21 protein-coding genes and 1 riboswitch are annotated in these 26,316 nt (G+C 60.2%); of the genes, 14 read left to right on the top strand and 7 right to left on the bottom strand.

Features of this window, described 5'->3' with window-relative positions:
• Positions 1–104 precede the first annotated feature (104 nt).
• On the bottom strand, positions 105–1,538 hold the full coding sequence (locus tag ACYZTS_RS05085) for a TolC family outer membrane protein (protein ID WP_461994474.1): 1,434 nt from the start codon (positions 1,536–1,538) through the stop codon (positions 105–107).
• Between the two features lie 201 nt (positions 1,539–1,739).
• A riboswitch (TPP riboswitch) is annotated at positions 1,740–1,845 on the top strand.
• A gap of 173 nt (positions 1,846–2,018) precedes the next feature.
• Between ACYZTS_RS05085 and thiC the strand changes: the two genes are divergently transcribed.
• Both thiC and cytX read left to right on the top strand, forming a co-directional pair.
• Positions 2,019–3,908: a phosphomethylpyrimidine synthase ThiC gene (gene thiC, locus ACYZTS_RS05080; protein WP_028621973.1), complete on the top strand. Its 1,890-nt coding sequence runs from the start codon at positions 2,019–2,021 to the stop codon at positions 3,906–3,908.
• Positions 3,909–4,059: 151 nt separating this feature from the next.
• Positions 4,060–5,352, top strand: a complete 1,293-nt coding sequence (cytX, locus tag ACYZTS_RS05075) for a putative hydroxymethylpyrimidine transporter CytX (protein WP_461994471.1) — start codon at positions 4,060–4,062, stop codon at positions 5,350–5,352.
• Here the strand turns inward: cytX and ACYZTS_RS05070 are convergent.
• Positions 5,321–6,067, bottom strand: a complete 747-nt coding sequence (locus ACYZTS_RS05070; protein ID WP_028621975.1) for an RsiV family protein — start codon at positions 6,065–6,067, stop codon at positions 5,321–5,323. The genes cytX and ACYZTS_RS05070 overlap by 32 nt on opposite strands.
• 214 nt (positions 6,068–6,281) lie before the next feature.
• Between ACYZTS_RS05070 and ACYZTS_RS05065 the strand changes: the two genes are divergently transcribed.
• The 9 genes from ACYZTS_RS05065 to ACYZTS_RS05025 all read left to right on the top strand — a co-directional run bounded on the left by ACYZTS_RS05065 (position 6,282) and on the right by ACYZTS_RS05025 (position 15,692).
• Entirely contained in the window at positions 6,282–6,899 is a 618-nt protein-coding gene (locus tag ACYZTS_RS05065; protein WP_461994469.1) for an NUDIX domain-containing protein, read from the top strand.
• Positions 6,890–7,342 carry a DUF1249 domain-containing protein gene (locus ACYZTS_RS05060; protein WP_028621977.1) on the top strand — a complete coding sequence of 151 codons (453 nt, stop codon included), beginning with the start codon at positions 6,890–6,892 and terminating at the stop codon, positions 7,340–7,342. Before ACYZTS_RS05065 ends, ACYZTS_RS05060 begins: the two co-directional genes overlap by 10 nt.
• 96 nt (positions 7,343–7,438) lie before the next feature.
• Positions 7,439–8,254, top strand: a complete 816-nt coding sequence (cpdA, locus tag ACYZTS_RS05055) for a 3',5'-cyclic-AMP phosphodiesterase (RefSeq protein ID WP_461994467.1) — start codon at positions 7,439–7,441, stop codon at positions 8,252–8,254.
• Between the two features lie 187 nt (positions 8,255–8,441).
• Positions 8,442–9,050, top strand: coding sequence for a YqiA/YcfP family alpha/beta fold hydrolase (locus ACYZTS_RS05050; protein WP_461994465.1), 609 nt, complete (start codon positions 8,442–8,444; stop codon positions 9,048–9,050).
• 53 nt (positions 9,051–9,103) lie between these two features.
• Positions 9,104–11,011 (top strand): DNA topoisomerase IV subunit B, encoded by a 1,908-nt coding sequence (parE, locus tag ACYZTS_RS05045; protein WP_461994463.1) that lies wholly within the window; start codon positions 9,104–9,106, stop codon positions 11,009–11,011.
• Complete coding sequence (locus ACYZTS_RS05040; RefSeq protein WP_461994461.1) at positions 11,011–12,000, top strand: esterase-like activity of phytase family protein; 990 nt, start codon at positions 11,011–11,013, stop codon at positions 11,998–12,000. Before parE ends, ACYZTS_RS05040 begins: the two co-directional genes overlap by 1 nt.
• The gene (locus tag ACYZTS_RS05035) at positions 11,997–12,521 is read left to right on the top strand and encodes a retropepsin-like aspartic protease family protein (RefSeq protein ID WP_461994459.1); all 525 of its coding nucleotides are present in this window, start codon (positions 11,997–11,999) and stop codon (positions 12,519–12,521) included. The genes ACYZTS_RS05040 and ACYZTS_RS05035 overlap by 4 nt, the downstream gene beginning before the upstream one ends.
• 7 nt (positions 12,522–12,528) lie before the next feature.
• Positions 12,529–14,796: a DNA topoisomerase IV subunit A gene (parC, locus tag ACYZTS_RS05030; protein WP_028621983.1), complete on the top strand. Its 2,268-nt coding sequence runs from the start codon at positions 12,529–12,531 to the stop codon at positions 14,794–14,796.
• A 185-nt stretch (positions 14,797–14,981) separates the two neighbouring features.
• Entirely contained in the window at positions 14,982–15,692 is a 711-nt protein-coding gene (locus ACYZTS_RS05025; protein ID WP_028621984.1) for a PqiC family protein, read from the top strand.
• A 247-nt stretch (positions 15,693–15,939) separates the two neighbouring features.
• Here the strand turns inward: ACYZTS_RS05025 and ACYZTS_RS05020 are convergent, their stop codons facing one another.
• The gene (locus tag ACYZTS_RS05020; RefSeq protein ID WP_461994456.1) at positions 15,940–17,469 is read right to left on the bottom strand and encodes an AhpA/YtjB family protein; all 1,530 of its coding nucleotides are present in this window, start codon (positions 17,467–17,469) and stop codon (positions 15,940–15,942) included.
• Between the two features lie 134 nt (positions 17,470–17,603).
• Between ACYZTS_RS05020 and serB the strand changes: the two genes are divergently transcribed.
• Positions 17,604–18,818, top strand: coding sequence for a phosphoserine phosphatase SerB (serB, locus tag ACYZTS_RS05015; RefSeq protein ID WP_028621986.1), 1,215 nt, complete (start codon positions 17,604–17,606; stop codon positions 18,816–18,818).
• Between the two features lie 141 nt (positions 18,819–18,959).
• On the opposite strand, the gene ACYZTS_RS05010 is transcribed toward serB, so the two are convergent.
• The 4 genes from ACYZTS_RS05010 to ACYZTS_RS04995 form a co-directional block, all read right to left on the bottom strand.
• Positions 18,960–20,747, bottom strand: a complete 1,788-nt coding sequence (locus ACYZTS_RS05010; RefSeq protein ID WP_461994454.1) for a molecular chaperone — start codon at positions 20,745–20,747, stop codon at positions 18,960–18,962.
• Positions 20,748–20,873: 126 nt separating this feature from the next.
• Complete coding sequence (gene asd / locus ACYZTS_RS05005; protein WP_461994452.1) at positions 20,874–21,734, bottom strand: archaetidylserine decarboxylase; 861 nt, start codon at positions 21,732–21,734, stop codon at positions 20,874–20,876.
• Between the two features lie 19 nt (positions 21,735–21,753).
• Positions 21,754–22,569, bottom strand: coding sequence for a rhodanese-like domain-containing protein (locus ACYZTS_RS05000; protein WP_028621989.1), 816 nt, complete (start codon positions 22,567–22,569; stop codon positions 21,754–21,756).
• Positions 22,570–22,611: 42 nt separating this feature from the next.
• Positions 22,612–24,150: an HDOD domain-containing protein gene (locus ACYZTS_RS04995; RefSeq protein ID WP_028621990.1), complete on the bottom strand. Its 1,539-nt coding sequence runs from the start codon at positions 24,148–24,150 to the stop codon at positions 22,612–22,614.
• Positions 24,151–24,316: 166 nt separating this feature from the next.
• On the opposite strand from ACYZTS_RS04995, the gene motA reads away from it, so the two are divergent.
• Positions 24,317–25,168 (top strand): flagellar motor stator protein MotA, encoded by an 852-nt coding sequence (motA, locus tag ACYZTS_RS04990; RefSeq protein ID WP_028621991.1) that lies wholly within the window; start codon positions 24,317–24,319, stop codon positions 25,166–25,168.
• A 3-nt stretch (positions 25,169–25,171) separates the two neighbouring features.
• Positions 25,172–26,212, top strand: coding sequence for a flagellar motor protein MotB (motB, locus tag ACYZTS_RS04985; RefSeq protein ID WP_461994449.1), 1,041 nt, complete (start codon positions 25,172–25,174; stop codon positions 26,210–26,212).
• Positions 26,213–26,316: the final 104 nt, after the last annotated feature.

The following is a 26,316-nucleotide window of genomic DNA, read 5'->3' as shown; positions in this document are numbered from 1 at the left end:
TGGGCTGCGTAGCGGCCCCGAATGTTTACGACGTCTTCGCCGCCGAACGGGGCGGTGCGACGTTCGCTAAATCCCCTCGCCACAGAATGTATTCCATTCGGAGGTTAAGGCCGGGCCTTGAGTTGTTCGGCCGCAGCCTTGGCCAGATCCGGCGGGAGGAAATCCTTGTCCGGGTTGTAGTCGGCCTTGAGGTAACGCTTCAGGTCCTCCAGATCCCCCGGGTTCAACGTGCCGGCCGCTTGCTTCAGGCGCAGGTTGTCGAGGATGTAGTCATAGCGGGTGTTGTTGTAATTGCGCACCGAGGTGTACAGCTGACGCTGGGCATCCAGCACGTCGACGATGTTGCGCGTCCCTACCTGATAACCGATTTCGGTCGCTTCCACCGCGCTCTGGTTGGAGATGATCGACTGTTTGCGCGCCTGCACCTGTTCCACATCGGTATTCACCGCGCGGTGCAGGTTGCGCGTGTTTTCCACCACTTGCCGACGCAAGCCTTCACGCTGTTGCTCGGTCTGATTCAGGCGCGCATAAGACTCACGCACCTGCGAGCTGGTCAGGCCGCCGCTGTAGATTGGAATATTCAACTGCAACGCCAGCGTGCGCTGCTCGACCGGGCCACCGTAAGCCTGGCCGAATGCGTTGGGGTTGCTGAAGCCGAAGGAATCGTTGTCGCCCTTCTCGTAGCGGGCCACCGCATCCACGGTCGGCGCATGCCCGGCCTTGCGCTGCTTGAGGGTTTCTTCGGCGGCGCTGACCGCGTAGTTGCTGGCCAACAGATTGAGGTTCTGGCGGGCGGCGGTGTCGACCCACGACTTCGCGTCATTCGGCGCCGGCGGCAGAATCGGCAAGGTGTGGACGATGCCTTGAATCGAGTTGTACTGACGGTTAGTCAGGGTGATCAACGCTTCGAACGCATCATCCACCTGGCGCTGCGCAACAATCCGGTTGGCCCGCGCGGTGTCGTAGCTGGCCTGGGATTGCAGCACATCGGTCTTGTCCGACAGGCCGACGTCAAAGCGTTCGTTGGACTGATCGAGCTGACGTTTGAACGCGGCTTCTTCGGCTTTGGTCGACGCCAGGTTGTCCTGACTGCGCAGCACGTTGAAATAGCTCTCGGCACTTTGCAGAATCAGGTTCTGTTCGGTCGCCGAGAGTTGCAGCGCGGCTTGCTCGTTGACGTCCTTGGCCGCCTGATACTGGAACCAGCGATCGGCGCGGAACAGTGGCTGCGAAAGCGTCGCCTGATACGAATTGGCGCTGCGGCTGGCGACGGCCGACGGCTGATTGATGTCGGTGCGCACATCGGCGATCTGGCCACCACCGGACAGGTTCGGCAGCAGCCCGGCACGGGCCTGGGGCACGACTTCCTTCTGCGCGCCGTATTGCGCCCGTGCAGCGGCGAGGTCGGCGTTGTTGTCTACCGCTTCCTGATAAACGCTGACCAGATCGGTATAGGTGGATAAGGGCGCTTCGGCAGCCCCGGCCATTCCATTGGAAGCACAAGACACGGCAAGGGCCAGTGAAAGTTTGCGCAGCATGCGGCCATCCCTAAAAATTACACTGATGATTCGCGCCGGTTAACAGCGCGACGTGGTCGATTCTGATGCGCAGCTTCGATCAGCTGCGCGGCGTAGCGAGTGTAGTTGCGCACACGTTCGGCAACAATCCTGTAATTGCGCCATTCATCACGGTGTTTGCTGCGGTGTTGGCGTTCTTTGTCCGTTGTGTCTAGACTGGCCGGGTTCTTGTCGGGGTGCCTTGCTATGAGGCTGAGATCGAATAATTTCGGATCCCGTTGAACCTGATCAGGTTAACGCCTGCGTAGGGAACAAGATTTCTCGTCACCCGGCGAGTCCTCTTGTGCTTCGTCCGGGATGTTGTTCGACAATCGACAGTCGACAGCCCTCGAGCACCGAGCACAGCACCAACAGCGTTTTGCAGCTGATTGGTCGCGTCCATTCGTTACAGGTTCGCTCCGACAAAAATCCACTGCCTGGATGCTGTCTGGAGAGCCCGTGATGACGATAAAACTAAAAAACACTACGAACCTGAGTGACTCGGCGCAAGTTGATCAACAGTCTGTTCAGCCGTTTACCCGCTCGCAAAAAATCTACGTTCAGGGCTCGCGTCCGGACATCCTCGTGCCAATGCGCGAAATCAGCCTTGATGTCACGCCGACCGACTTCGGCGGCGAGATCAATGCGCCTGTCGTCGTGTACGACACCTCGGGCCCGTACACCGACCCCAACGTCATCATCGACGTGCGCAAAGGCCTCGGCGATGTGCGTTCGCCGTGGATCGAATCCCGTGGCGACACCGAGCGCCTGCCGGGCCTGAGCTCCAACTTCGGCCAGGAACGCCTCGCCGATGCCGAGCTGACCAAGCTGCGTTTCGCCCACGTCAACAACCCGCGTCGCGCCAAGGCCGGGGCCAACGTCAGCCAGATGCATTACGCGCGCAAAGGCATCATCACCGCCGAGATGGAATACGTCGCCATCCGCGAAAACATGAAGCTCGAAGTGGCCCGCGCCGCCGGGCTGCTGGACCAGCAACACGCCGGTCACAGCTTCGGCGCCAGCGTGCCGAAAATCATTACTCCCGAGTTTGTCCGTGACGAGATTGCCCGTGGTCGCGCGATCATTCCGGCCAACATCAACCATACCGAACTGGAACCGATGATCATCGGCCGTAACTTCCTGGTGAAGATCAACGGCAACATCGGCAACAGCGCTTTGGGTTCGTCGATCGAAGAAGAAGTGGCGAAACTGACCTGGGGCATTCGCTGGGGTTCGGACACGGTCATGGACTTGTCCACCGGCAAACACATCCACGAAACCCGCGAGTGGATCATCCGCAACTCGCCGGTGCCGATCGGCACCGTGCCGATATACCAGGCGCTGGAAAAAGTCGGCGGTGCTGCCGAAGACCTGACCTGGGAGCTGTTCCGCGACACGCTGATCGAACAGGCCGAGCAGGGCGTCGACTACTTCACCATCCACGCCGGCGTGCTGCTGCGCTACGTGCCGCTGACCGCCAAGCGCGTGACCGGGATCGTCTCCCGTGGGGGTTCGATCATGGCCAAGTGGTGCCTGGCGCATCACAAGGAAAACTTCCTCTACACCCATTTCGAAGACATCTGCGAAATCATGAAGGCCTACGACGTCAGCTTTTCGCTGGGCGATGGCCTGCGTCCGGGCTCGATTGCCGACGCCAACGACGCTGCGCAATTCGGTGAACTGGAGACCCTCGGCGAGCTGACCAAGATCGCCTGGAAACACGATGTGCAGTGCATGATCGAAGGGCCGGGCCACGTGCCGATGCAGTTGATCAAAGAGAACATGGACAAGCAGCTCGAGTGCTGCGACGAGGCGCCGTTCTACACCCTCGGCCCGCTGACCACCGACATTGCGCCGGGTTACGACCACATCACGTCTGGTATCGGTGCGGCGATGATCGGCTGGTTCGGTTGCGCGATGCTTTGTTACGTCACGCCGAAGGAACACTTGGGCCTGCCGAACAAGGATGACGTGAAGACCGGGATTATCACCTACAAGATCGCCGCCCACGCTGCGGATCTTGCCAAAGGTCATCCGGGTGCGCAGATTCGTGACAATGCCTTGAGCAAGGCGCGCTTCGAATTTCGCTGGGAAGATCAGTTCAACCTGGGGCTGGACCCGGATACGGCGCGTTCGTATCACGATGAAACCCTGCCGAAGGATTCGGCCAAGGTCGCGCATTTCTGCTCGATGTGCGGGCCGAAATTCTGCTCGATGAAGATCACCCAGGAAGTCCGCGAATACGCGGCCAACCAACGGATCGAAACCGTCGACGCCGAAGTCGCCCAAGGACTGGCGGACCAGGCCGAGCGGTTCAAGCAGGAAGGCAGTCAGCTGTACAAGAAGGTTTGATCTGACCTGAAAGGATGGGGCCTGCACAGGCCCCATCGCCAGCAGGCTGGCTCCCACAGTGGATTTGTGGCGTTCACAAGTCCCCTGTGGGAGCCAGCCTGCTGGCGATAGCGATCAAAAGAACAACAAATGTCCCTCTGAGATAACACCCTTGAGCATTCAACCCAGCACTTATTCCCCTGACATTGCCGTGCCCGCCGACAAGCGTGTGTTCGGCGGTCGCGACCTCTTTTCCCTGTGGTTCTCCCTCGGCATCGGCCTGATGGTGCTGCAGACCGGCGCACTTCTCGCACCAGGTCTGGGCCTGTCCGGTTCGCTGCTGGCGATTTTCCTCGGCACGTTGGTTGGTGTTCTGCTGCTCGCCGCCGTCGGCGTGATCGGCAGTGACACCGGCTTGTCCTCGATGGCTGCCCTCAAGCTCAGCCTCGGCAAACATGGCGCAAGCCTGCCGGCGGTGCTGAATTTGCTGCAACTGATCGGTTGGGGCTCGTTTGAAATCATCGTCATGCGCGACGCCGCCACGCTGCTCGGCGCTCGTGCGTTCAGCGAAGGCAGCCTGCTTGCGAATCCACTGCTGTGGACCGTGTTTTTTGGTGGCCTGGCGACCTTGCTGGCCGTCAGCGGTCCGCTAACCTTTGTTCGGCAGATCCTGCGCAAGTGGGGCATCTGGCTGCTGCTGGCGGCGTGCATCTGGTTAACCTGGAATCTGTTCGCCAAAGCTGATCTGGCGGCATTGTGGGCACAGGCCGGTGACGGCTCGATGCCGTTTGCGGTGGGTTTCGACATCGCGATCGCCATGCCGCTGTCGTGGTTGCCGCTGATTGCCGACTATTCGCGTTTTGGCAAACGAGCGAAAAACGTTTTCGGCGGCACTGCGATCGGCTTCTTTATCGGTAATTTCTGGCTGATGAGCCTCGGCGTCGCCTACACCCTGGCGTTCGCGCCGAGCGGTGAAGTGAATGCGTTGCTGTTGGCGCTGGCCGGTGCCGGTCTGGGCATTCCACTGTTGCTGATTCTGCTTGATGAGTCGGAAAACGCCTTCGCCGATATTCACTCGGCGGCGGTGTCCAGCGGGATTCTGCTGCGCTTGAAAGTCGAGCACCTGGCACTGGCCATCGGTGTGATCTGCACCTTGATCGCCTTGCTGGCACCGTTGGCCCAGTATCAAAACTTTCTGCTGTTGATCGGCTCGGTGTTCGCGCCGCTGTTCGGCGTGGTGCTGGTGGATCATTTCATCCTGCGCAAACGCAGTGCCCAGGTCGCGTCAGCCGCATTGCGCTGGCAGGCGCTGCTTGCCTGGCTGGGCGGGGTGAGCACGTATCATTTGCTGGCGAATCTGTATCCGGACATTGGCGCAACCCTGCCAGCATTGATCGTGGCAGGGCTGCTTCAACTGGTGCTCGGTCGAGCCTTCAGCTACGGCCGGGAAACAGCTCGGGCTTGAGGATGCCGTTCAGGCGCGGATAAGGGATCTTCAATTCGACGTGACCCAGCGCATACGGTGCGATGGTGCTGGTTTCGTACTTGAGGATCACGCCGCCGTAGGTCAGCGCCACGTTCGGGGTTTTCTGGAATTGCCACTGCTTGAGGAATTCCGGTTCCTGATCGAGCTTGGTGCTGATCAACCAGCTGTTGTGCGCCACTTGCGCCGCTTTCCAGAATGCTTCTTCCTGGCCCGGCAGCAACATGTCCGACAGCGTCAGCACTTTATGCTGCTGGCGCGAATAGTTGATGAAACTGCGACCCGGCGTGCCATGCGCACCGCCGGTGTCCAGGTAGCTGGAAAATTCGATGATCACCAAGCCGTCATGCTGCTCGCGTACTTTCGCTTGCAGGTAGCTGCTGTTGCGTGGGCCTGCGTTGCGCAGGAACTCGTCGCGATAGGCGGCCAGGGTAGGCGCCACCGGTGCGTCGGGGGCGGTGCGGGTCATTTGCAGCAGGCGTTTTTCAACGATACCGTCCAGCTGCGGTTCGCCGGGAAAACGCAGCGTGTCGATGTTCACCAGCGGACAATCCTGACTGGCGCAGCCGGGTTTCAGTTGTTCGGAAGCATCGCGGGTGGTCTCCAGCGGCGCCCGATAGTTGGGCTGGAACAAACTCTGGCAGGCGCCCAGGGTCAGGGCGATTGCAGCCACGGAGGCGATTTTAAAAAGCGACATGGGCGTCCTTCATAAAACAGGGAAAGGCGAAAAGTTACCCGCTTCGACTGCCAGCGAGGGAATCAGTTCGCCACTAAGCTCATTAGAGTTGCTTTCGCCCTCACCGTCTATCCCGCTGGCTGGAAAGGGGCTGCATCAAAGGTCGCGAGCGCGTTAGGATGGCGCGAAGTCGAGGCTGGAGCTTCGCAACGGATTTGTTTAAACGAGGATTGTCATGACTGATTTTGCCAACGCCATTCCGTCCGCCGTCGAGATCGTCCGGCGCGAAAAGTGCTACGAGGGTTTTTACAAGCTCGATCGCGTGCACTTGCGCCACGAATTGTTCGCTGGCGGCATGAGCCGCGAAATCAATCGGGAAGTGTTTGTCCGCCACGACGCCGTGTGTGTGCTGCCGTACGACCCCCAGCGTGACGAAGTGGTGCTGATCGAGCAGTTTCGCGTGGGCGCCATGGGCAAGACGGATAACCCGTGGCTGATTGAGCTGGTCGCCGGTCTTATCGACAAGGATGAAGTGCCGGAAGAAGTTGCTCACCGCGAGGCGCAGGAGGAAGCTGGGCTGGTATTCGGGGCGCTGTGGCCGATGACCAAATATTTTCCATCGCCGGGCGGCAGCAATGAATTTGTGCATTTGTTCCTGGGCCGTTGCGAGACAACCGGGGCTGGCGGTCTGCATGGGCTGGAGGAAGAAGCGGAAGATATTCGCGTGACGGTGTGGGCTTTCGAAGATGCCCTGCAAGCCGTGCGCGACGGACGTATTGCCAACGCGGCCAGCATCATCGCCTTGCAATGGTTGGCGTTGAACCGCGCTGAAGTGAGGGGGTTATGGTCGTAAACAAGCTGCGCGATCGCTATCGGGTTGACCTTGTAAGCCTGCAAGCCTCCTGCGAGGCCAACTACGCACGCCTCATGCGACTGCTGCCGGACATGCGCAGCGAGCCGGCGGCACGGCGCATTGCCGTGACCCACGGTGATCAGATGCTGGGCGTGCTTGCCCTCGAAGTGCTGCAGGTCTGCCCATACACCACGACCTTGCAAGTGCGCCAGGAGCACAGCCTGCCGTGGCTGCCGGTGCCGCAACTGGAAGTTCAGGTCTATCACGACGCCTGCATGGCCGAAGTGGTCAGTGCCGAGCATGCACGACGTTTCCGCGGCATCTATCCTTACCCGAACGCCGCGATGCACCAGCCGGACGAGAAAGCCCAGCTGAACCTGTTCCTCGGCGAGTGGTTAAGCCATTGTCTCGCGCTGGGGCATGAGTACGAAGTCGTACGCTAAGTGTGAACTGCGTCAGGTTCATGCGTTCCTCTTTTGATCATCCCCCAGCATAATCGCGGCATTCATCCATCCCGTGACCAGCCCTGGGAGAACGCCTTGCCGAGCGTATCGACATTGACCACCGCCGATTCGGCGCTGCTGGTGCAGCTCACCGACAGCCATTTGTTTGCCGAAGCGGACGGTACGTTGCTGGGCATGAAAACCCGCGAGAGCCTGCAACAGGTGATCGAACTGGTCAGGCAGCAGCAGCCGCAGATCGACCTGATCGTCGCCAGCGGCGATATTTCCCAGGATGGCACGCTGGAGTCCTATCAGCAGTTTCGCGATCTGACCCGCCAGCTCGATGCGCCGGCCCGCTGGATTCCGGGCAACCACGATGAACCGCAGATCATGGCCGAGGCTGCGGTGCAAACCGCGTTGCTGGAGCCGGTGGTGGACGTCGGCAACTGGCGCGTGACCTTGCTCGATTCGGCGGTGCCGGGCTCGGTGCCGGGGTTTTTGCAGGACGAACAGTTGCAACTGCTGGCCTGCTCGCTGAGCGAGGCACCGGAGCGCCATCATCTGGTGTGTTTTCACCATAACCCAGTCCCCATCGGGTGTCCGTGGATGGCGGCGATCGGATTGCGCAATCCCGAAGCGTTGTTTGCCGTGCTCGACCGGTTTCCGCAGGTGCGCGCGGTGCTTTGGGGGCATGTGCATCAGGAATTCGACGAGATTCGTAACGGCGTGCGTCTGATGGCTTCACCGTCGACCTGCATTCAGTTCGAACCGGGCAGTGAAGATTTCAAGGTGGGGACGCAGGCGCCGGGGTATCGGTGGTTGCGGCTTTTGCCCGATGGCCAAATTGAAACCGGGGTAGAGCGTGTGATCGGGTTTGAGTTCGAGGTTGATTACGGCTCGAACGGCTACTGAATATCTGCGGTGCAGCCATCGCCAGCAGGCTGGCTCCCACATTGAATCTGCGTCGTGCACAGAACCCTGTGGGAGCCAGCCTGCTGGCGATGGCGTCCGCTCGGACGACATCAATGCCACGGATATCCCCGATCCCCCCAACACCCTGTAAACTCCGCCTTCTTTACCCAAGGCACAGGGAGCTCAGATGTCCGGTTCGATCCTTTATATCCACGGTTTCAACAGCGCGCCTTCGTCGAAGAAGGCCTGCCAGTTGATCGACGTGATGGGCCGTCTGGGCTTGAGTGATCATCTGCGTGTGCCGGCGCTGCATCACCATCCGCGCGAGGCCATCGGTCAGCTCGAAGAGGCGATTTTGCAGCTGGGGCGGCCATTGCTGGTCGGCAGCTCACTCGGCGGCTACTATGCGACTCACCTGGCCGAGCGCCATGGCCTCAAGGCTCTATTGATCAACCCTGCCGTCAGCCCGCACAGGATGTTCGACGGGTACCTGGGCACGCAGAAAAACCTGTACACCGAAGAAACCTGGGAATTGACCCATGACCACGTTGCGGCACTGGCCGAACTGGAAGTGCCGGCTCCCCAGGACCCGCAGCGCTTTCAGGTGTGGTTGCAGACCGGCGACGAAACGCTCGATTATCGCCTCGCCCAACAGTATTACCGAGCCTGTGCCCTGCGCATCCAGGCCGGTGGCGATCACAGTTTTCAGGGCTTTGCCGCGCAACTCCCGGCAATGCTGAGTTTTGCCGGCATCGGCGCAGATGTGTATCAGTCGATCGATTTCACTGCACTGTGAGTCCGCCTGCTTTGACAGACCTTTTTTTCTACAGACACTGACGACGAGACCCTATGGCCACTCCCAGCGCTAGCTCTTATAACGCCGACGCCATCGAAGTCCTCTCGGGCCTCGACCCGGTGCGCAAACGCCCCGGCATGTACACCGACACCAGTCGGCCGAACCACCTCGCCCAGGAAGTGATCGACAACAGTGTCGACGAAGCTCTGGCGGGTCACGCCTCCTCGGTGCAGGTCATCCTGCACGCCGATCACTCCCTGGAAGTCAGCGATGACGGCCGCGGCATGCCGGTGGACATTCACCCGGAAGAGGGCGTTTCCGGCGTCGAACTGATCCTCACCAAGCTGCATGCGGGTGGCAAGTTTTCCAACAAGAACTACCAGTTCTCCGGCGGTCTGCACGGGGTAGGTATTTCCGTGGTCAACGCCTTGTCGACCGAAGTGCGGGTGCGCGTGAAGCGCGACGGCAACGAATACCAGATGACTTTTGCTGACGGTTACAAGAAGACCGAGCTGGAAGTGGTCGGGACCGTTGGCAAGCGCAACACCGGTACCAGCGTGTTCTTTGCCCCTGACCCCAAATATTTCGATTCGCCGAAGTTCTCCATCAGCCGCCTCAAACACGTGCTCAAGGCCAAGGCTGTTCTATGCCCGGGCCTGCTGGTCAGTTTTGAAGACAAAGGCACCGGCGAGAAAGTCGAATGGCATTACGAAGATGGCCTGCGTTCGTATCTGGTTGACGCCGTCAGCGAATTTGAACGCCTGCCGAATGAGCCGTTCTGCGGCAGCCTGGCCGGCAACAAGGAAGCGGTCGACTGGGCGCTGTTATGGTTGCCCGAAGGTGGCGACAGCGTGCAGGAAAGCTACGTCAACCTGATCCCGACGGCGCAGGGCGGCACCCACGTCAACGGTTTGCGTCAGGGCCTGCTCGATGCCATGCGCGACTTCTGTGAATACCGCAGCCTGCTGCCGCGCGGTGTGAAGCTGGCGCCGGAAGACGTCTGGGAACGCATCGCCTTCGTTCTGTCGATGAAAATGCAGGAACCGCAATTCTCCGGCCAGACCAAGGAACGATTGTCGTCCCGTGAAGCGGCGGCGTTTGTCTCCGGCGTGGTCAAGGACGCGTTCAGCCTGTGGCTCAACGCACACCCGGAAACCGGCATGTTGCTCGCAGAATTGGCGATCAATAACGCCGGCCGCCGTCTGAAGGCCAGCAAAAAAGTCGAACGCAAGCGGATCACGGCGGGGCCGGCCTTGCCGGGCAAACTCGCCGACTGTGCCGGGCAGGACCCGATGCGATCCGAGCTGTTTCTGGTGGAAGGCGATTCCGCCGGTGGTTCGGCCAAGCAGGCGCGGGACAAAGAGTTTCAAGCGATCCTGCCATTGCGCGGCAAGATTCTGAACACTTGGGAAGTGGACGGCAGCGAAGTGCTGGCCAGTCAGGAAGTGCACAACATCGCCGTGGCCATTGGCGTTGATCCGGGCGCAGCAGACTTGAGCCAGCTGCGTTACGGCAAGATCTGCATCCTCGCCGACGCCGACTCCGATGGTCTGCACATTGCGACGCTGCTCTGCGCCTTATTTGTCCAGCATTTCCGTCCATTGGTGGATGCCGGTCACGTCTACGTTGCGATGCCGCCGCTGTACCGTATCGACCTCGGCAAAGACATTTACTACGCCCTGGATGAAGCAGAGCGCGATGGCATCCTCGATCGCCTGGTCGCCGAGAAAAAACGCGGCAAGGTGCAAGTGACCCGATTCAAGGGTCTGGGTGAAATGAACCCGCCGCAACTGCGCGAAACCACCATGGACCCGAACACCCGGCGCCTGGTGCAACTGACGCTCGGTGACGCTTATGAAGCCACCGCAGAAATGATGGACATGCTGCTGGCGAAGAAACGCGCCGGTGATCGCAAGACCTGGCTCGAATCCAAGGGTAACCTGGCTGAGGTTCTTGGCTGATGCGGGTTGGCTTTGCCTTGGCCTGTGCGTTGCTCCTGAGTTCGCTGTCGGCGTTGGCCGCACCGGCTCCACAGTTGCGCCTGTTGTCCGAGCACCCGGTGGACGGCATGCACGGGGGCAACCTGTCCGGGCTGGCACAGTGTGGCAAGGATTTGTGGACCGTGTCGGACCGCGACGACGGGCAGATATACCGCCTCGATACCCGCCTGAGCACCTGGCAAGCGAAAACCGTGCACATCGACCCACCGCCGGTGCCAGACAGCGGTTTGCCCTGGGGTTTGCGTTCGCGCACCTGGGTTGCGTCTTTCGTGCGCGGTGGTGACCTGGATTTCGAAGGCATCACCTGCGACAGCATTGGCACCCGTTACATCGTCAGTGAGTCGCATGCCGCTGTGTTGCAGGTGCCGCTGTTCGGCCCGGCGTCATGGCTGAAGATTTCGCCGATGCTGGTTCGCGAAGCGCGCGCCAGTGGTCTGTTGCTGAACTTCAACTCGTTGTTCGAGGGCCTGGCGGTCAATCCGGCCGGCGATCATCTGTGGCTGGCGGCCGAGCGTGAACGGCGCGGTTTGCTGCTGCTCAAGCGCAAGCAAACTGTCTGGGATTGCGACGGCGGCTGCGTGCTGCTCAGCGAAGCCGGCAAGGAAATGCAGCCGCCGCAATTCAGCAAGACCAAAGCCGTGTCGCGGGATTTCTCTGATCTGTCCCTGTTCAACGGCAAGTTGTTCACTCTTGAACGCTTCGACCTGGAGATCTGCCGTCGCGATGCGAAAACCGCCAAGGTCGAACGCTGCTGGTCATTTGCCGATGAAGCGATGTTGCCGAATCGGCGCTATCCCCAACCCTACGGGCTGACTGAAGCGTTGTTGATCGACGCCGATGGCGCGTGGGTCGGCATCGACAACAATTTCACCCCCCGCGCCGATGGCGAGCAGCGCCCGGTTGTCTGGCGTTTCGCCGCGCCGGAAGGTGGCTGGAGTGCCAAGCCATGAGTCAGCAGACGCCAGGCAAACGCATCGGCCGCGTGCTGATGGTGCTGGCGTGGTGCGCGGCGCTGTTTCTGGCCACACGTTTTTTCGGTCAGTGGGAGCAGCGCCAGCAGAACCCCAATGCGGTGGTCAGCTCGGAGCAGGGCGAAGGTTTCATCGAAGTGAAACTGGTCGGCAACAGTCAGGGGCATTTCGTCGCCAGCGGCCAGCTCAACGGTCAGCCGGTGGATTTCATGCTGGATACCGGGGCAACCGATGTCGCCATTCCCGGCAGCCTGGCCGAACGGCTGAAGCTGGAGAAAGGTTTCGCCGTGACCCTGAGCACCGCCAGTGGCCGAACCGAGGGCTATCGAACCCGTATCCAGCGTTTGCAACTGGGCGACATTGTCCTGCGCGATATTCGCGGACTTGTCGTGCCAGGCCTTGAAGGCAACCAGGTGCTGCTCGGCATGAGCGCACTGAACCAACTTGAATTTACCCAGCGCGGTGGCACCATGCTGCTGCGCCAGACAACGAACCGATGAGGCCCGCATGAGCGACATCCTTGCAGACAGCTTAGACGGCATTGAACGCCGATCGCTGGCTGACTTCACCGAAAGTGCCTACCTCAACTATTCCATGTACGTGATCATGGACCGTGCCTTGCCGCATATCGGCGACGGCCTGAAACCGGTACAGCGGCGCATCATTTACGCCATGAGCGAGCTGGGCCTGGACGCCGACTCCAAGCACAAGAAATCGGCGCGGACCGTCGGTGACGTGCTCGGCAAGTTTCACCCGCACGGCGACTCCGCCTGCTACGAAGCCATGGTCCTGATGGCCCAGCCGTTCAGCTACCGCTACACGCTGGTCGACGGTCAGGGCAACTGGGGTGCGCCGGATGATCCGAAGTCCTTCGCCGCCATGCGTTACACCGAAGCACGCCTGTCGCGATATTCCGAAGTGCTGCTCAGCGAGCTGGGCCAGGGCACGGCGGACTGGGGCCCGAACTTCGATGGCACCCTCGACGAGCCGTTGGTGTTGCCCGCGCGTTTGCCTAACATCCTGCTCAACGGCACCACCGGCATTGCCGTCGGCATGGCCACCGATGTGCCGCCGCACAACCTGCGCGAAGTGGCGACCGCTTGCGTTCGCTTGCTCGACGAGCCCAAAGCCACGGTTGAGCAACTCTGCGAGCATATCCAGGGCCCGGATTATCCGACCGAAGCGGAAATCATCACGCCGCGCGCCGATCTGCTGAAAATCTACGAAACCGGGCGTGGCTCGGTGCGTATGCGCGCCGTGTATCACGTTGAAGATGGCGACATTATTGTCACCGCGCTGCCGCATCAGGTTTCCGGCGCCAAGGTGCTGGAACAGATCGCAGCCATGATGCAGGCCAAGCCGTCCAAGGCGCCGCAGATTGCCGACTTGCGTGATGAATCCGATCACGAAAACCCATGCCGCATCGTGATCATCCCGGGTGCACGGAAAAACTTCGACCACGACGCGCTGATGCAGCACCTGTTCGCCAGCACCGAGCTGGAGTCGAGCTACCGGGTCAACATCAACATCATTGGCCTGGACGGCAAGCCGCAGTTGAAAAACCTGCGTGCATTGTTGGTGGAATGGCTGGAATTCCGCGTGCGGACCGTGCGTCGCCGCCTGCAATTCCGCCTCGACAAGGTCGAGCGTCGCCTGCACCTGTTGGACGGTTTGTTGATTGCATACCTCAACCTGGATGAAGTGATCCACATCATCCGTACCGAGGAGCATCCCAAAGCCGCATTGATCGCGCGTTTCGCCCTCAGCGAAATCCAGGCCGACTACATTCTCGACACCCGTTTGCGCCAGTTGGCGCGACTGGAAGAGATGAAGTTGCGTGCCGAGCAGGATGAACTGCTCAAGGAGCAAGCCAAGCTGCAAGCCCTGCTGGGCAGCGAAGCCAAGCTGAAAAAACTGGTGCGCACCGAGTTGATCAAAGACGCGGAAACCTACGGTGATGACCGCCGTTCGCCTATCGTCGAGCGTGCGGAAGCCAAGGCACTGACCGAGCACGACCTGCTGCCGAACGAGAAGGTGACGGTCGTGCTGTCGGAAAAAGGCTGGGTTCGCTCCGCCAAAGGGCATGACATCGATGCCACCGGGCTTTCCTACAAGGCCGGGGACGGTTTCAAAGCACTGGCGCCCGGGCGTTCCAACCAGTTCGCGGTATTTATAGACTCCACCGGGCGCAGTTATTCTGTACCGTCGCACACGTTGCCTTCGGCCCGTGGCCAGGGCGAACCGTTGACCGGCCGTCTGACGCCGCCGCCGGGCGCAAGTTTCGAGTGCGTGCTGATGCCGGAAGACGATTCGCTGTATGTTATCGCCTCCGATGCCGGTTACGGGTTTGTAGTCAAGGGTGAAGACTTCCAGGCGAAAAACAAGGCCGGCAAGGCCCTGTTGAGTCTGCCGAACAATTCCAAGGTTATCCTGCCGCGCCCGGTGACCGATCGCGAGAACAACTGGTTGGCCTCGGTCACGACCGAAGGTCGCCTGTTGATCTTCAAGATCAGCGATCTGCCACAATTGGGTAAGGGCAAGGGCAACAAGATCATCGGAATTTCCGGTGAACGCGTGGCCAGCCGCGAAGAATACGTCACCGACATCGCGGTTTTACCGGAAGGCGCCACCTTGGTGCTGCAGGCCGGTAAACGTACCTTGTCGCTTAAAGCGGACGACCTTGAACATTACAAAGGCGAGCGAGGCCGTCGCGGTAACAAATTGCCACGTGGCTTCCAGCGAGTGGATGCACTGCTCGTCGAAAACCTCAATTAGCCGAGAGCGCTCTCCTAGAGCACCCGATCTGCGAAATAACGCTTGGATCGATGCTTTGGCGCTGGAGTCGGGAGACATATTCACGGATGATATGTCCTTTCCAGCGCCGGCGTGGCCGAGCGTTCTTCATATTTATTGAGTATTTTCACTGTGGTCAGCCTTGTGGCGGCCACCGGGATGGGACGATGACTGCTCTGCGCCTTCCTTTTATCTTGATGCTCGCCGGCGTTCTTGGCCTGGCGGGTTGCAGCGTACATCAGCCGGTGTCGCTGTATCAGCTGGATAGCGGTAGTCCGACGCCGCCTGCGCAAAGCAAAGGTATGGCGGTTTTGCTGGGTCCGGTCACTGTTGCTGATTATCTGCAGCGCGAAACCCTGCTGCAGCGTCAGGCGGATGGCAGCCTGCAGGCCGCCACCGACGGACGCTGGGCTGGCAGCCTGTCTGCCGACATCGATCAACTGTTGCTGCGCCAGGTCGCGGGGCATCTGGACAGTCAGCGCGTGGTGCTGTCGCCGGCAACCGCTGGCTTCACTCCGGATGTTCAGGTTCTGTTGAGTATTACTCGTCTGGATTCAGGTGAGTCGCAGCCGGCGATCCTTGATGCACAATGGCGTTTGATCGATCGTCGCGGCAAAGTGCGCGATAACCGCATCGTTCACCTGCAGGAAGAACATGCAGGCGGCACGGCTGCTCAGGTTCAGGCACAAGGTTTGTTGCTGCAGCGTCTGGCAGAGCAGTTGGCAGTAGCGCTCAAGCCACTGGCCAACCAGCCACCGATTGCCGAAACCCGCAAACCCGCTGCCAAACCTGCAGCGCCGGCGGCGGAAAAGGACAAGCAGCCGAAGATTCCAATGGCATCGCCGATTCGTACGGACATGGAAGTGTTCAGGTTCTGACGTTATCGGATGTAAAACAAAGCCCGCAGTGATGCGGGCTTTGTTTTTTCTGTGCGATAGATGTTCATCGTGTGTGCTGGCCTCATCGCTGGCAAGCCAGCTCCTACAGGTCCTGTGTTGAACGCTACATCGCGTGAACAACGCAACACTGTAGGAGCTGGCTTGCCAGCGATTGCGGCGGTACTGGCGACAATGAAGCCCGCAGACAATCACTTGTCTGCCGGCTTCTTCACATCAGGGCTTTGGCTTAAGCGCGGCGCTCGTGCATCCGCGCCAATTGTCGTTCCAGCATCGATGGGTACGGCTCCATCAAGCGCTCTACGCAGCAAGCACCTTCAGGGCTGGCGATCGGGCGGATCCGCGCGCGTTGGCGGATCAGCGGGTCGTCATTGATCTTGCGTTCCACCAGCAGCAGGTTACGGCTGTGTTGCGACAGGGCCAAGGCATCCTGGGCCGGTTCGGTCAGCAGCAGGTCGATCTGGCTCAGGCCGAACAACTCGTCACCCAAGGTCAAACCCAACTGCAATTGCAGGGTAATGCCGCTGTCAGCGACTTCGATCTGCAACTGATGGCCCAGCGCCCGCAGCAGTTCACCGCAGCAAATTGCATTGGTCAGGTAATCGTCGCCGCTGTTTTCGCTGTGGAACAGCATCAGCGTGCTGCCATCGTTGAGCGTGTGCAATTCACTCTCGTACAACGAGGCAGCCTGATCGAGACAATCACGATAACGTTTGAGCAGTTCTTCCAGGCGAGCGCGCGGCAAACGACGCAGCTGATCCTGAGCGCCCAGTTGCACGGCAAGCACGGCACTGTGTTGCGGCACATTCGATGGCTGCGGTTTCACCAGCGGTTTCGGCGCACTGTCGACGGACACGTCACGCAGATCGGCGAAAGGGTCTTCGTCGTCATCGTTATCTTCAACGGTGCTGACGACGCGCTTGGGTGCAGGTTTCAACGCCGCTACCGGACGACTCTCGTCAAAGCTCGGATCGCGCAGGTTGCGCACTTCGAAGGCCGAATCGGCATCTTCGTCGTCCTCGACATCGTCATACTCAGGCTCTGGCTCGGGTTCCGGCTCGACCGGTTCCGGCGCGTAGTTGGCGTGCAGCTGGCGAGCCAGGTCACCGATTTCGTCCTGACGCCCGGTGCCCGGGGTGTATTCGTCGATGTTGCGCAGCCAGACACGCAATTGCATCAGCGGTGTGGTCAGGTTGCGACCCAGACGCAAGCTCAAGGCCAGCGCCAGTGCGAGCAGAATGGCGCTGAGGATGCCCATGCTCTGCAGGCTGATGGTCATCGGCTGCTGGAACTGATCCATGTCCAGACTGATGCGTAGCTGCCCGGCGGTTACGTCCTGAAAAGTGATCTTGCTCTGATACATGCCCTCGGCTTCGCCCAACAGGCTGTGCTTGGGGCGCTGACCGGCTTCGGCGAGGATGCGGTTATCCGGGCTATAGATGGCCGCGTGGGCCACCAGCTTGTTTTTGGTCAGGTTGTTGAGCAGCACGTTGAGGCTGAGGATGTCGTTGGACACCAACAGCTCGGTCGCCGAAGTGGCGGTCTGCGTGGTCAGGCTTTCGCCCAGCGCATCGGCCTGTTCGTGCATGGCCTGCTTGAACTGCAAACCCATCACACAGGCATAGATCACCAGGGCCAGAGCGACCAGGATCACGTTATGGCTGGCGATGCGCAATGCAATCGGTACACGGCGATGACGCAGTGCACGGAAGATCAGCAGAAAGAAGTTATCGGTTTTTACTGGCGTGGGCCGGTTCACTTGAGCTCGGCTCTTTGTCCGTGAAGTTGACGCGCAGTATAGCGACAGGCCCAGTACCGGCAAAGCGTTGACGGTGCCCGATGGTCACTGAAAGTGGGTAGAATGCGGTTTTTTTCCACCTGCGGGGGTGCGCCTTGCGCGAAATCGTCCTGATAAACATCACGGGAGTCGACCGTCCGGGTCTGACTGCGGCCATTACTGGTGTTCTGGCCCAGGGTGGTGTGAACATTCTCGACATCGGTCAGGCGGTGATCCACGACACCCTGTCGTTCGGCATCCTCGTTGAGATTCCCGATACCGATCAAGGCAAGTCGGTGCTCAAGGACATTCTGTTCAAGGGCTATGAGCTCGATCAGCAGGTGCGTTTCACGCCGGTGTCCGAAGAGGATTACCAGCAGTGGGTCGGCAATCAGGGCAAGAAGCGCCACATCGTCACCCTGTTGACGCGCAAAGTGACGGCCGAGCAATTGCAGCGCGTCAGTTCGATCACCGCCAAATATGGCCTGAACATCGATCACATCGATCGTTTGTCCGGGCGTATGCCGCTGGACACCCCGGCCGACAAGGGCAAGGGTTGCATCGAGTTTTCCGTGCGCGGCGAAGCGGCGGACGCCCAGGCACTGCGCGCCGAATTTCTCAGCGTCGCGCAGGAATTGAACGTCGACATCGCATTTCAGGAAGATTCATTGTTTCGCCGCAACCGGCGTCTGGCGGTGTTCGACATGGACTCGACGCTGATCGAAGCCGAGGTCATCGACGAACTGGCGAAAGCGGCCGGTGTGGGGGAGCAGGTTTCTGCCATCACCGAGCGGGCCATGGCCGGCGAGCTGGATTTTCGTGCCAGTTTCAAGGAGCGTCTTGCGCTTTTGCAGGGGCTGGACGTCAGCGTGCTGGACTCCATCGGCGCTTCGCTGCGCCTGACTGAAGGTGCCGAAACCCTGTTCGCCGAGCTCAAGCGGCTGGGCTACAAAACTGCGATCCTGTCGGGTGGTTTCACTTATTTTGCCAAGCAATTGCAGGCCAAACTGGGCATCGATTACGTGTTCGCCAACGAGCTGGAAGTGGTCGACGGCAAGGTCACCGGCGTCGCGGTCGAGCCGATTGTCGATGCGCAGCGCAAGGCTGATTTGTTGAAAGAGCTGGCGCACAAGGAAGGCTTGCGGCTGGAGCAGACCATTGCGGTCGGCGACGGCGCCAACGATTTGCCGATGCTGGCGATTGCCGGGCTGGGCGTGGCATTTCGCGCCAAGCCGCTGGTGAAGCAATCGGCGAAGCAGGCGATTTCCACGTTGGGGCTGGATGGGGTGTTGTATTTGCTGGGCTTTCGGGATCGGGACGGGCAGCTCTGAATTCTTGATCGCTTGAGCGGGCCTCTTCGAGCAAGCTCGCTCTCACAGGATTCTGCCGTGTGAGGCAGATAGTGTGCACACCGGAGATTCTATGGGAGCGAGCCTGCTCGCGAATAGCATCACCGCAGGCTCGGGCTCACCTCAGAGTGTCTTCCACAACGAATCAAAATCTTCTTCCGCACTGACCACGCCGCCACCCGCGGCGTTTTCGTTTCTGGCGGTTTCCAGCGAGCGATAGGCGAACTGGTTGAAGCTGTTGGTGCTCGCCACCCGCCTGTCCAGTCCGGCGCGGCGCTCTTCACCGTTGGTGTTGATCACAACCTTGTTGCCTTCCTCAAACGGCAGTCGCGGCGCCAGTAGCGTCGCGGGCAGGTCGATCGCACTGATCGCCGGCAATAACAGCCCCCGTAGATACTGACTGTGATCGTCGCGCGTGCGCACCAGTTGCAGCCCGCAGGGTTCAGCGTAGGGCGCGACTTGCTCGATGCCCATTTGCGTGCCGCCACCACGGACCTGACGAATCCAGCGCACCACGGCAATGCTCCAGCCTTGCCCGGCGGAATCCTCAATGCCAACCATTTCCCCGGCCTGCAACTCGGCAGGTACTGCGCCGGGCCATGCCAGGCAATAACCGCCAGGGCTATGATTGACTATCGGAAGCACGTAGGTCGGGAATTGCCGATTGCGGTCGGCCGCATCATGGCTGTCATCATTCTGCAGCTGCGAGTATTCGATTTCTTCGTAAGGCAATAAAGCATCTGCGGTGCCGAGGGGCGCAGCATCGAAAGCCTGGTTCCATTGATCCTTTTCCCGACTGTTCGGCGATGTCGCGGCGAACTGCGCAGGACGGGATACGGGGTTTTTCAGGATGTCGCTGAAGGAGCGTTGGCCACCCAGATAGAAATGCAGCGCGCTCATGCCCACGCACACATTCAACGTGCCTTGGCTGGCTGTGCGCTGAAAGCTGCGTTCGGCCGCCTGGCCCCAAGCTGCGTGCAGGTGCTGCAATGTGTCCGTACTCAAGCCTGCTGGCACCGGCAGCGGCGTGATGCTGTCGGTTTTCTGCAAGTAGGCTTCGATGGCCGCGACCAGCGGCTGCGGATCAATACCAAGCAATGTCTCCTGCTGCTCGGCGCGAAACTTTGTTCGGTAGCGCGGCCCGATATCGAGGTCCGGGGCGACAGCGAACAGGCCGACGGCGGGTTTGTCCGGTTGCAGCTTGAGCCACTGACTCCACGGTTCCAGCACTTCTGCCAGCCGCGCAATCTGGTTCTGGCGCAACTGATTGCAGCGCCCAGCGCCCAGCAGCAGTGCTGCCACATAAGTCTGTTCGACGCTCAGTTGATGAGTCTGGCTGGCCAGCTCATCCCGCACGCTGACATGCTGAAGGCGATGAGTGCAGGCAATCCGATAAAGCTGATGCAGGTCCAGCCACAAACCTTCCGGTACCGGGGAATACAGCTGGGAAGCGCGGATCAGCGGGCCGTTGAGGCAGTGAATCGCCCTTTGCAGCGCTTGCATCAGCAAGGCTGCACGGTCCTTGCTGAAGCGTGGGGCAATGCGCACAACGATCTGTTTATAGCCAATCGCCAGGTGACTCTGCAGCGCCTGGCACAGGTTGGCGATCTTGCGCGAACGGTCGTCGAGCACAATCGCCTGGTGCAGGAAATGCCGCTCCAGATGCTTGCAGACGTAATACACCTCGGGCCGCAGCAATTCGAGCATTTGCAAGCGGTTGTCGCTGGGCGTCAGCAATTGGTTGAGTTCGCTCAAGCCCTGGTAAAGCAGGCGAGCGGTCTCGCCGATGTTGGCTTTGGGCAGGTTGGCGATCCAGCGTTTCAGATCGCGCGGCGTGGCTTCGCAGAACGACAGACGCGTTTGCGTCGGGATCGGCGCTCGGAGCAGGAGATGGGGAATTGTGTCATTCATGCCGAAAACCATAGCAGAATCGGAACGGTAGGAGCTGTCGCAGGCTGCGATCTTTCGCATTTAAAGCGAAGATCAAACGATCACAGCCTGCAGCACCCCCTACATGGGACCGCATCGGCGGTGAAATCAAGCGTGCGGCAGGCCCAGACCCTGACCCATCTGGACCGGCGAACCGGCTGCCAGCTCTTGCGCCCATTTCACCTGATCCGGGCCGAACAGTACGACCGCCGTCGAACCGAGTTTGAAGCGACCCAACTCTGCACCTTTTTCCAGGTGGATCGGCGCACGAGCGGCTTCGTCATAGCGGAAGGTTTTCAATTCGCGTTTTGGTGGTGTAACCAGACCCGCCCACACGGTCTCGATCGACGCCACAATCATTGCGCCGACCAGCACAACGGCCATCGGTCCACGCTCGGTGTCGAAAATGCACGCGACACGCTCGTTGCGGGCGAACAGTTCCGGCACGTTTTCGGCGGTGGTCTGGTTGACCGAGAAGATCCGGCCCGGAATGTAGACCATTTCGCGCAGGGTGCCGGCGAGCGGCATGTGCACGCGGTGGTAGTCCTTCGGCGACAGGTAGATGGTCGCAAAGTCGCCGCCCATGAATGGCGCCGCGTTTGCGGAGTCGCCACCCAGCAGTTCCAGCACGCTGAAGCTGTGGCCCTTGGCCTGGAACACGCGACCGTGCTCGATCGGGCCGAGCTGGCTGACCGCGCCATCGGCCGGGCTGAGAATCGCGCCTGGCGTTGGGTCCAGCGGACGCGCGCCGTCTTTCAGGGCGCGGGTGAAAAATGCGTTGAAATGCTCGTAGGCGGTCAGGTCTTCGACCAGCGCCTGCGACATGTCCACCTGATAACGCTTGGCGAACCACGCGGTGAAGGCATTCTTGAACCAGCGCACGCGGCATTCGGCAATGCAGCCGGCCAATCGCGAAAGCAGGTGATGAGGCAGCAGGTATTGGCTGAGGATAAACAAACGCTTCTTCATGAACTGTCCTTTAAAAACCTTAAATCTCTACAGGGGTGTCGGGATGGTTGCCCCATTCGCCCCACGAGCCGGCGTAGCCTTTGACCCGCGGATACCCGAGGGATTTGGCCACCAGATAAGTGAAGCCAGAGCGATGATGGGTCTGGCAGTGGGTAATGATTTCTTTGTCTTTGCTGATCCCGAGTTGGTCGAGGATCTGCGGCATGTCGGTGCGAATGCGCAGTTGGCGCGCCTGATCCATGCCGGCGGTCCACTCGAAATTGACCGCGCCGGGAATGTGCCCTGCCTTGGCGGCGAGGACTTTTTCACCGGAATATTCCAGCGGCCCGCGAGCATCCCACACGGCCAGGTCGGCAGCGCCAAGACGGCTTTGCAGGTATTCGCGAGTGGCGGTGGGTTCGTCGTGCAGGGTCAGGCTCACTGGGCCACCGGCCGGGGCAGGCACTTCGGTCGACAGTGGCAAGCCTTCCGCCAGCCACGAGAGCAGGCCGCCATCCACATAATGGTAATTTTTGTGGCCGATGACATCCAGCAGCCAGATGAACCGGCCCGCCCAACCGCCGCCTTCGTCGTCATAGACCACGTAGACCGCGTCCTTATGGTGGCCCAGTTCACCGAACAGCGCTTCGAGAGCGGCCGGCGGAGGCATCAGGCCGGGCGCCGGCAACTGGCCGAGCTGCGTGCGTTTGGGATCAACAAAACGCGCGCCGGGAATATGTCCTTCGGCATAGCGGGCGCTGCTGGTCAGGTCGACCAGAATCAGCTCGCGGGCGTCGAGGCGGGCGAGCAGGTCGCTCGGCTCGATCACCAGGGCCAAGCCAGAGAAGTCAGACATGTGAGGTCTCCAGAGCACAAAAGTGGGGATTGTAACGCAGGGTCATTGGCCCCGGTGGCTAAAGCTGTGCAAGGCCTTCTCGATGCACTGCGCGGTTTTGCCGAAGGCCTGCACGGTAATCTCGCAGAACGGCCCGCCGCCCTGATCAGCCACCACGATCATGATCACGCGGCCATTGTTGACCAGTGAGCGCATCAGCAAGTGTTCGCCGGCAAACGCCGAGCGCAGGCCGGCGGGCATCAGCGCGGAAAATTGCGCGGTGTTGTCCGGGGTCAGACGTACCTGCGCCTGTTGCGAAAGCAGACGTTGCAACACCTTGCTCTGGCTCACTACAAAATTCAGGTTAGCGGCGTCTTTTGGCAAACCGGCGATCTGGTGCACACGCAAATTGGCGTGCGTGCGGTCGGCCATCAAAATCATCACTCGACGCATGCCGCAGGCCACCAAGGCATCGCGGGCTGAGGAGGTCAGGTGCATGGCGTTGGTGAAACGACTCGGCTCGACCAACAGCTCGGCACATTGTTTGCGCCACTGCGCCAGGTCGACAGAGCTCGGCGCCGCAGCGGGCCGCATGCCGGGATGGACGCGATGGGTGCCTGTCGGCCAGAGCAGGGCAACGGCCGGGTGCCAGAGATCAGCCATCGCATGTTGACGCGCGCTGTTGGCGGCTTGTTGATGCAACTGCTGAAGAACATCGTCCATCGGCACTTGCAGGTAGAGACTGGTCAGGTATTGCCAGCGCTCACTGTGGGGGCTGTCCCATGCCTGTTGCGCCGACAGGGCCAGGCCATTGGCCAGCAATACGGTATTGGCCGGTTGATTGAGCCAGCGCCGCAGGGTCGGGTCGTCGTCGAGGCGGTTCTGCTGGCGCAGCGGATGGTCGCTGTCACGCGCAATGCGCAGCACTTTGACCAATTCACGCTGCTCGCTGAGCAACAGCCGATAACCCTGCTGCACCCAGATCGGCAAGTGCCAGGCGTCCACCAGTGCCTGACAAATCGCCAGCAGACGCACGCCGAACAACTGTTGCTCGACCTTGCGCGCCGATTCACCTTTATGAATGACCCGCAGTTCCCATTCTTCAAGCAGCTTGGGGTGAGTCAGCGCCATCGGCCACAACGGCGAAAGAAACAGCAGGCTGCCCCAGTGAATGTCCTGCCACAACCGCGCCAGGCGGGCGGCAAAAAAACCATTGGCTTGCTGAGTCGCGTGCTGGCTGATCAATTGCAGTTGGCGAAGGGCGATCGGGATTTCTGATTGAGGCTGGGCCGGCAGGCGTGCGAGCAGTTCTTCAGTGCGCTTGAGGCCGAGCCTATTGATCGCCACTTCAAGATTTTCCGCCGGTTCGGTCATGCTGCCATGCGTGTGCCGATTGGCTTCACGAATCACGCTCAACGCAAGGGCAGGGCTCTCCTGCATCAGGTCGGCGATATCGCGCAGCGAACTGCGATGGTCGCCAATGGCCTTGCAAACACGGTCGTGGCTGGCTTGCGGAACCGGCAGGCGGACGCCGTCGAGCAGCTTGATCCAGCCTTCGAGTGTGCTCGGTTTCGGCGTTGTAACGTTCGTTTCATTAGCCATGGTTGGACGCAATCTTCGTCTGCTTTACCGATACCCGGAGTGGGCCAAATTGGCTTTTCGCCTGAACGGGCTATAGTCTGGCGCAGTTTTGCCGATAAGGAGAAGAAGAGATTTTTCAGCTTCCGAATATGACCTTGAACCCGACTCAGTAAGTGCTCCCCTACCTATGGCTAAAATAATCGGCATCATCGTCGTATTCGCGAGTGTGCTTGGCGGATACGTGCTCTCCCACGGCAAGATTGCCGCCCTGGTCCAGCCCTTCGAAGTGCTGATCATCGGTGGTGCGGCCCTTGGTGCATTCCTGCAGGCCAACCCCAGCTACATGACCATGCACGTGCTCAAGAAATCCTTGAGCATGTTCGGCTCGCGATTCAACCACGCCTTTTACCTGGAAGTGTTGGGACTGGTTTACGAGATCCTCAACAAAAGCCGCCGCGAAGGCATGATGGCGATCGAAGGAGACATTGAAGATGCCTCGGCTAGCCCGATTTTCGCCAAGTACCCGTCAGTGCTCAAAGATGAGCGCATGACCTCTTTCGTTTGCGATTACCTGCGCATCATGTCATCCGGCAACATGGCCCCGCATGAGCTGGAAGGCCTGTTCGACATGGAGCTCTACAGCCTCAAGGAAGACCTCGAACATCCGTCTCATGCGGTCAACGGTATTGCCGATGCCCTGCCGGGGTTCGGTATCGTTGCGGCGGTATTGGGCATCGTGGTCACCATGGCCTCCTTGGGCGAAGGCGACCAGGCCGCCATCGGCATGCACGTGGGTGCAGCGCTGGTGGGCACCTTCTTCGGTATCCTCGCGGCGTACGGCTTTTTCGGTCCGCTGGCCACTTCCCTGGCGCACGATGCCAAGGAAGAGTTGAACATCTACGAAGCCATCAAGGCCTCGCTGGTCGCGTCGGCCTCCGGCATGCCGCCGTCATTGGCGGTGGAATTCGGTCGCAAGGTTCTTTACCCGGCACACCGTCCTAGCTTCGCCGAGCTGGAACAAGCGGTGCGCGGACGTTAAGTAATGGAAAATAACCAGCCGATAATCATCAAGCGCATCAAGCGCATCGCCGGTGGGCATCACGGGGGGGCCTGGAAAATCGCCTTCGCGGACTTTGCGACGGCGATGATGGCGTTCTTCCTGGTGCTGTGGCTGCTGTCTACCGCGACGCCGGAACAGAAGATAGCCATCGCCGGTTACTTCAAAGACCCTGTCGGCTTTTCCGAAAGCGGCACGCCGTACATCATCGACCTGGGTGGCTCGCCGACGCTGGCACCCGAGAACACGCTCAATCCTGAAGTGCAATCGCAGCCTCAGCCGGACAAGGTTACCGTCGACACCGAGCAGGTCGAGGGGATGGCCGAAATGGTCGAGAAGGAACGTCTCGAGTTGCTGCTGCAAGAGTTGCAGAACAAGGTTGACGAGAATCCTCAGCTGCAGAAATTCAAGGATCAGATCCTATTCGAGATCACGCCGAACGGTTTGCGCATTCAGATCATGGACGCGGAGAACCGGCCGATGTTCGACTCGGGCAGTGCGCGTTTGAAACCTTATTTTGAAGACATCCTGCTGGCCATGGCCGACACCATCAAAGCGGTGCCGAACAAGATCAGTATCAGCGGCCACACCGATGCCAAACCGTACACCGGTACCGGTGATTTCGGTAACTGGGAACTGTCGGCCAACCGTGCCAACGCTGCTCGCCGCGCATTGCTGGCCGGCAGTTATCCGGAGTCGCAAGTGGCGCGCGTGGTGGGTTATGCGTCGTCGGCGCTGTTTGATCGGGAAAGCCCGTTCAATCCGGTCAATCGTCGTATCGACATCGTTGTGCTGACCAGAAAAGCACAGGCCGCCATCGAAGGTGCGCAAGGTGCCGACCCAACGCCGATTCCGGGGGAGGGCGCGCCTGGTGAGGAGCCGGGTACGCCAGCTACATCGGCGCCACCGGTTGACCCGAATGCCTTGCCCGAAGATCAGCAACCGGTGCCGGCGCATGAACTTCGCGAGCGGTTGAATCTGTTTGATGATGTTGTGCCCAAGCCGGTTGAGCCGGCGCAGCCGTAGGGTTGGGATTTGATTGGTGGGCCACCTGATTTGCCGCGGGCGCAGTTCCAACTTTAGGAGCAGAGCTTGCTCGCGATAGCGGTGTGTCGGGCGACGGTCGTTTT

The organism is Pseudomonas sp. TMB3-21, from assembly GCF_054898145.1.
The sequence above is the reverse complement of the archived record's forward strand: the minus strand, read 5'-3'. Positions and strand labels throughout refer to the sequence as shown.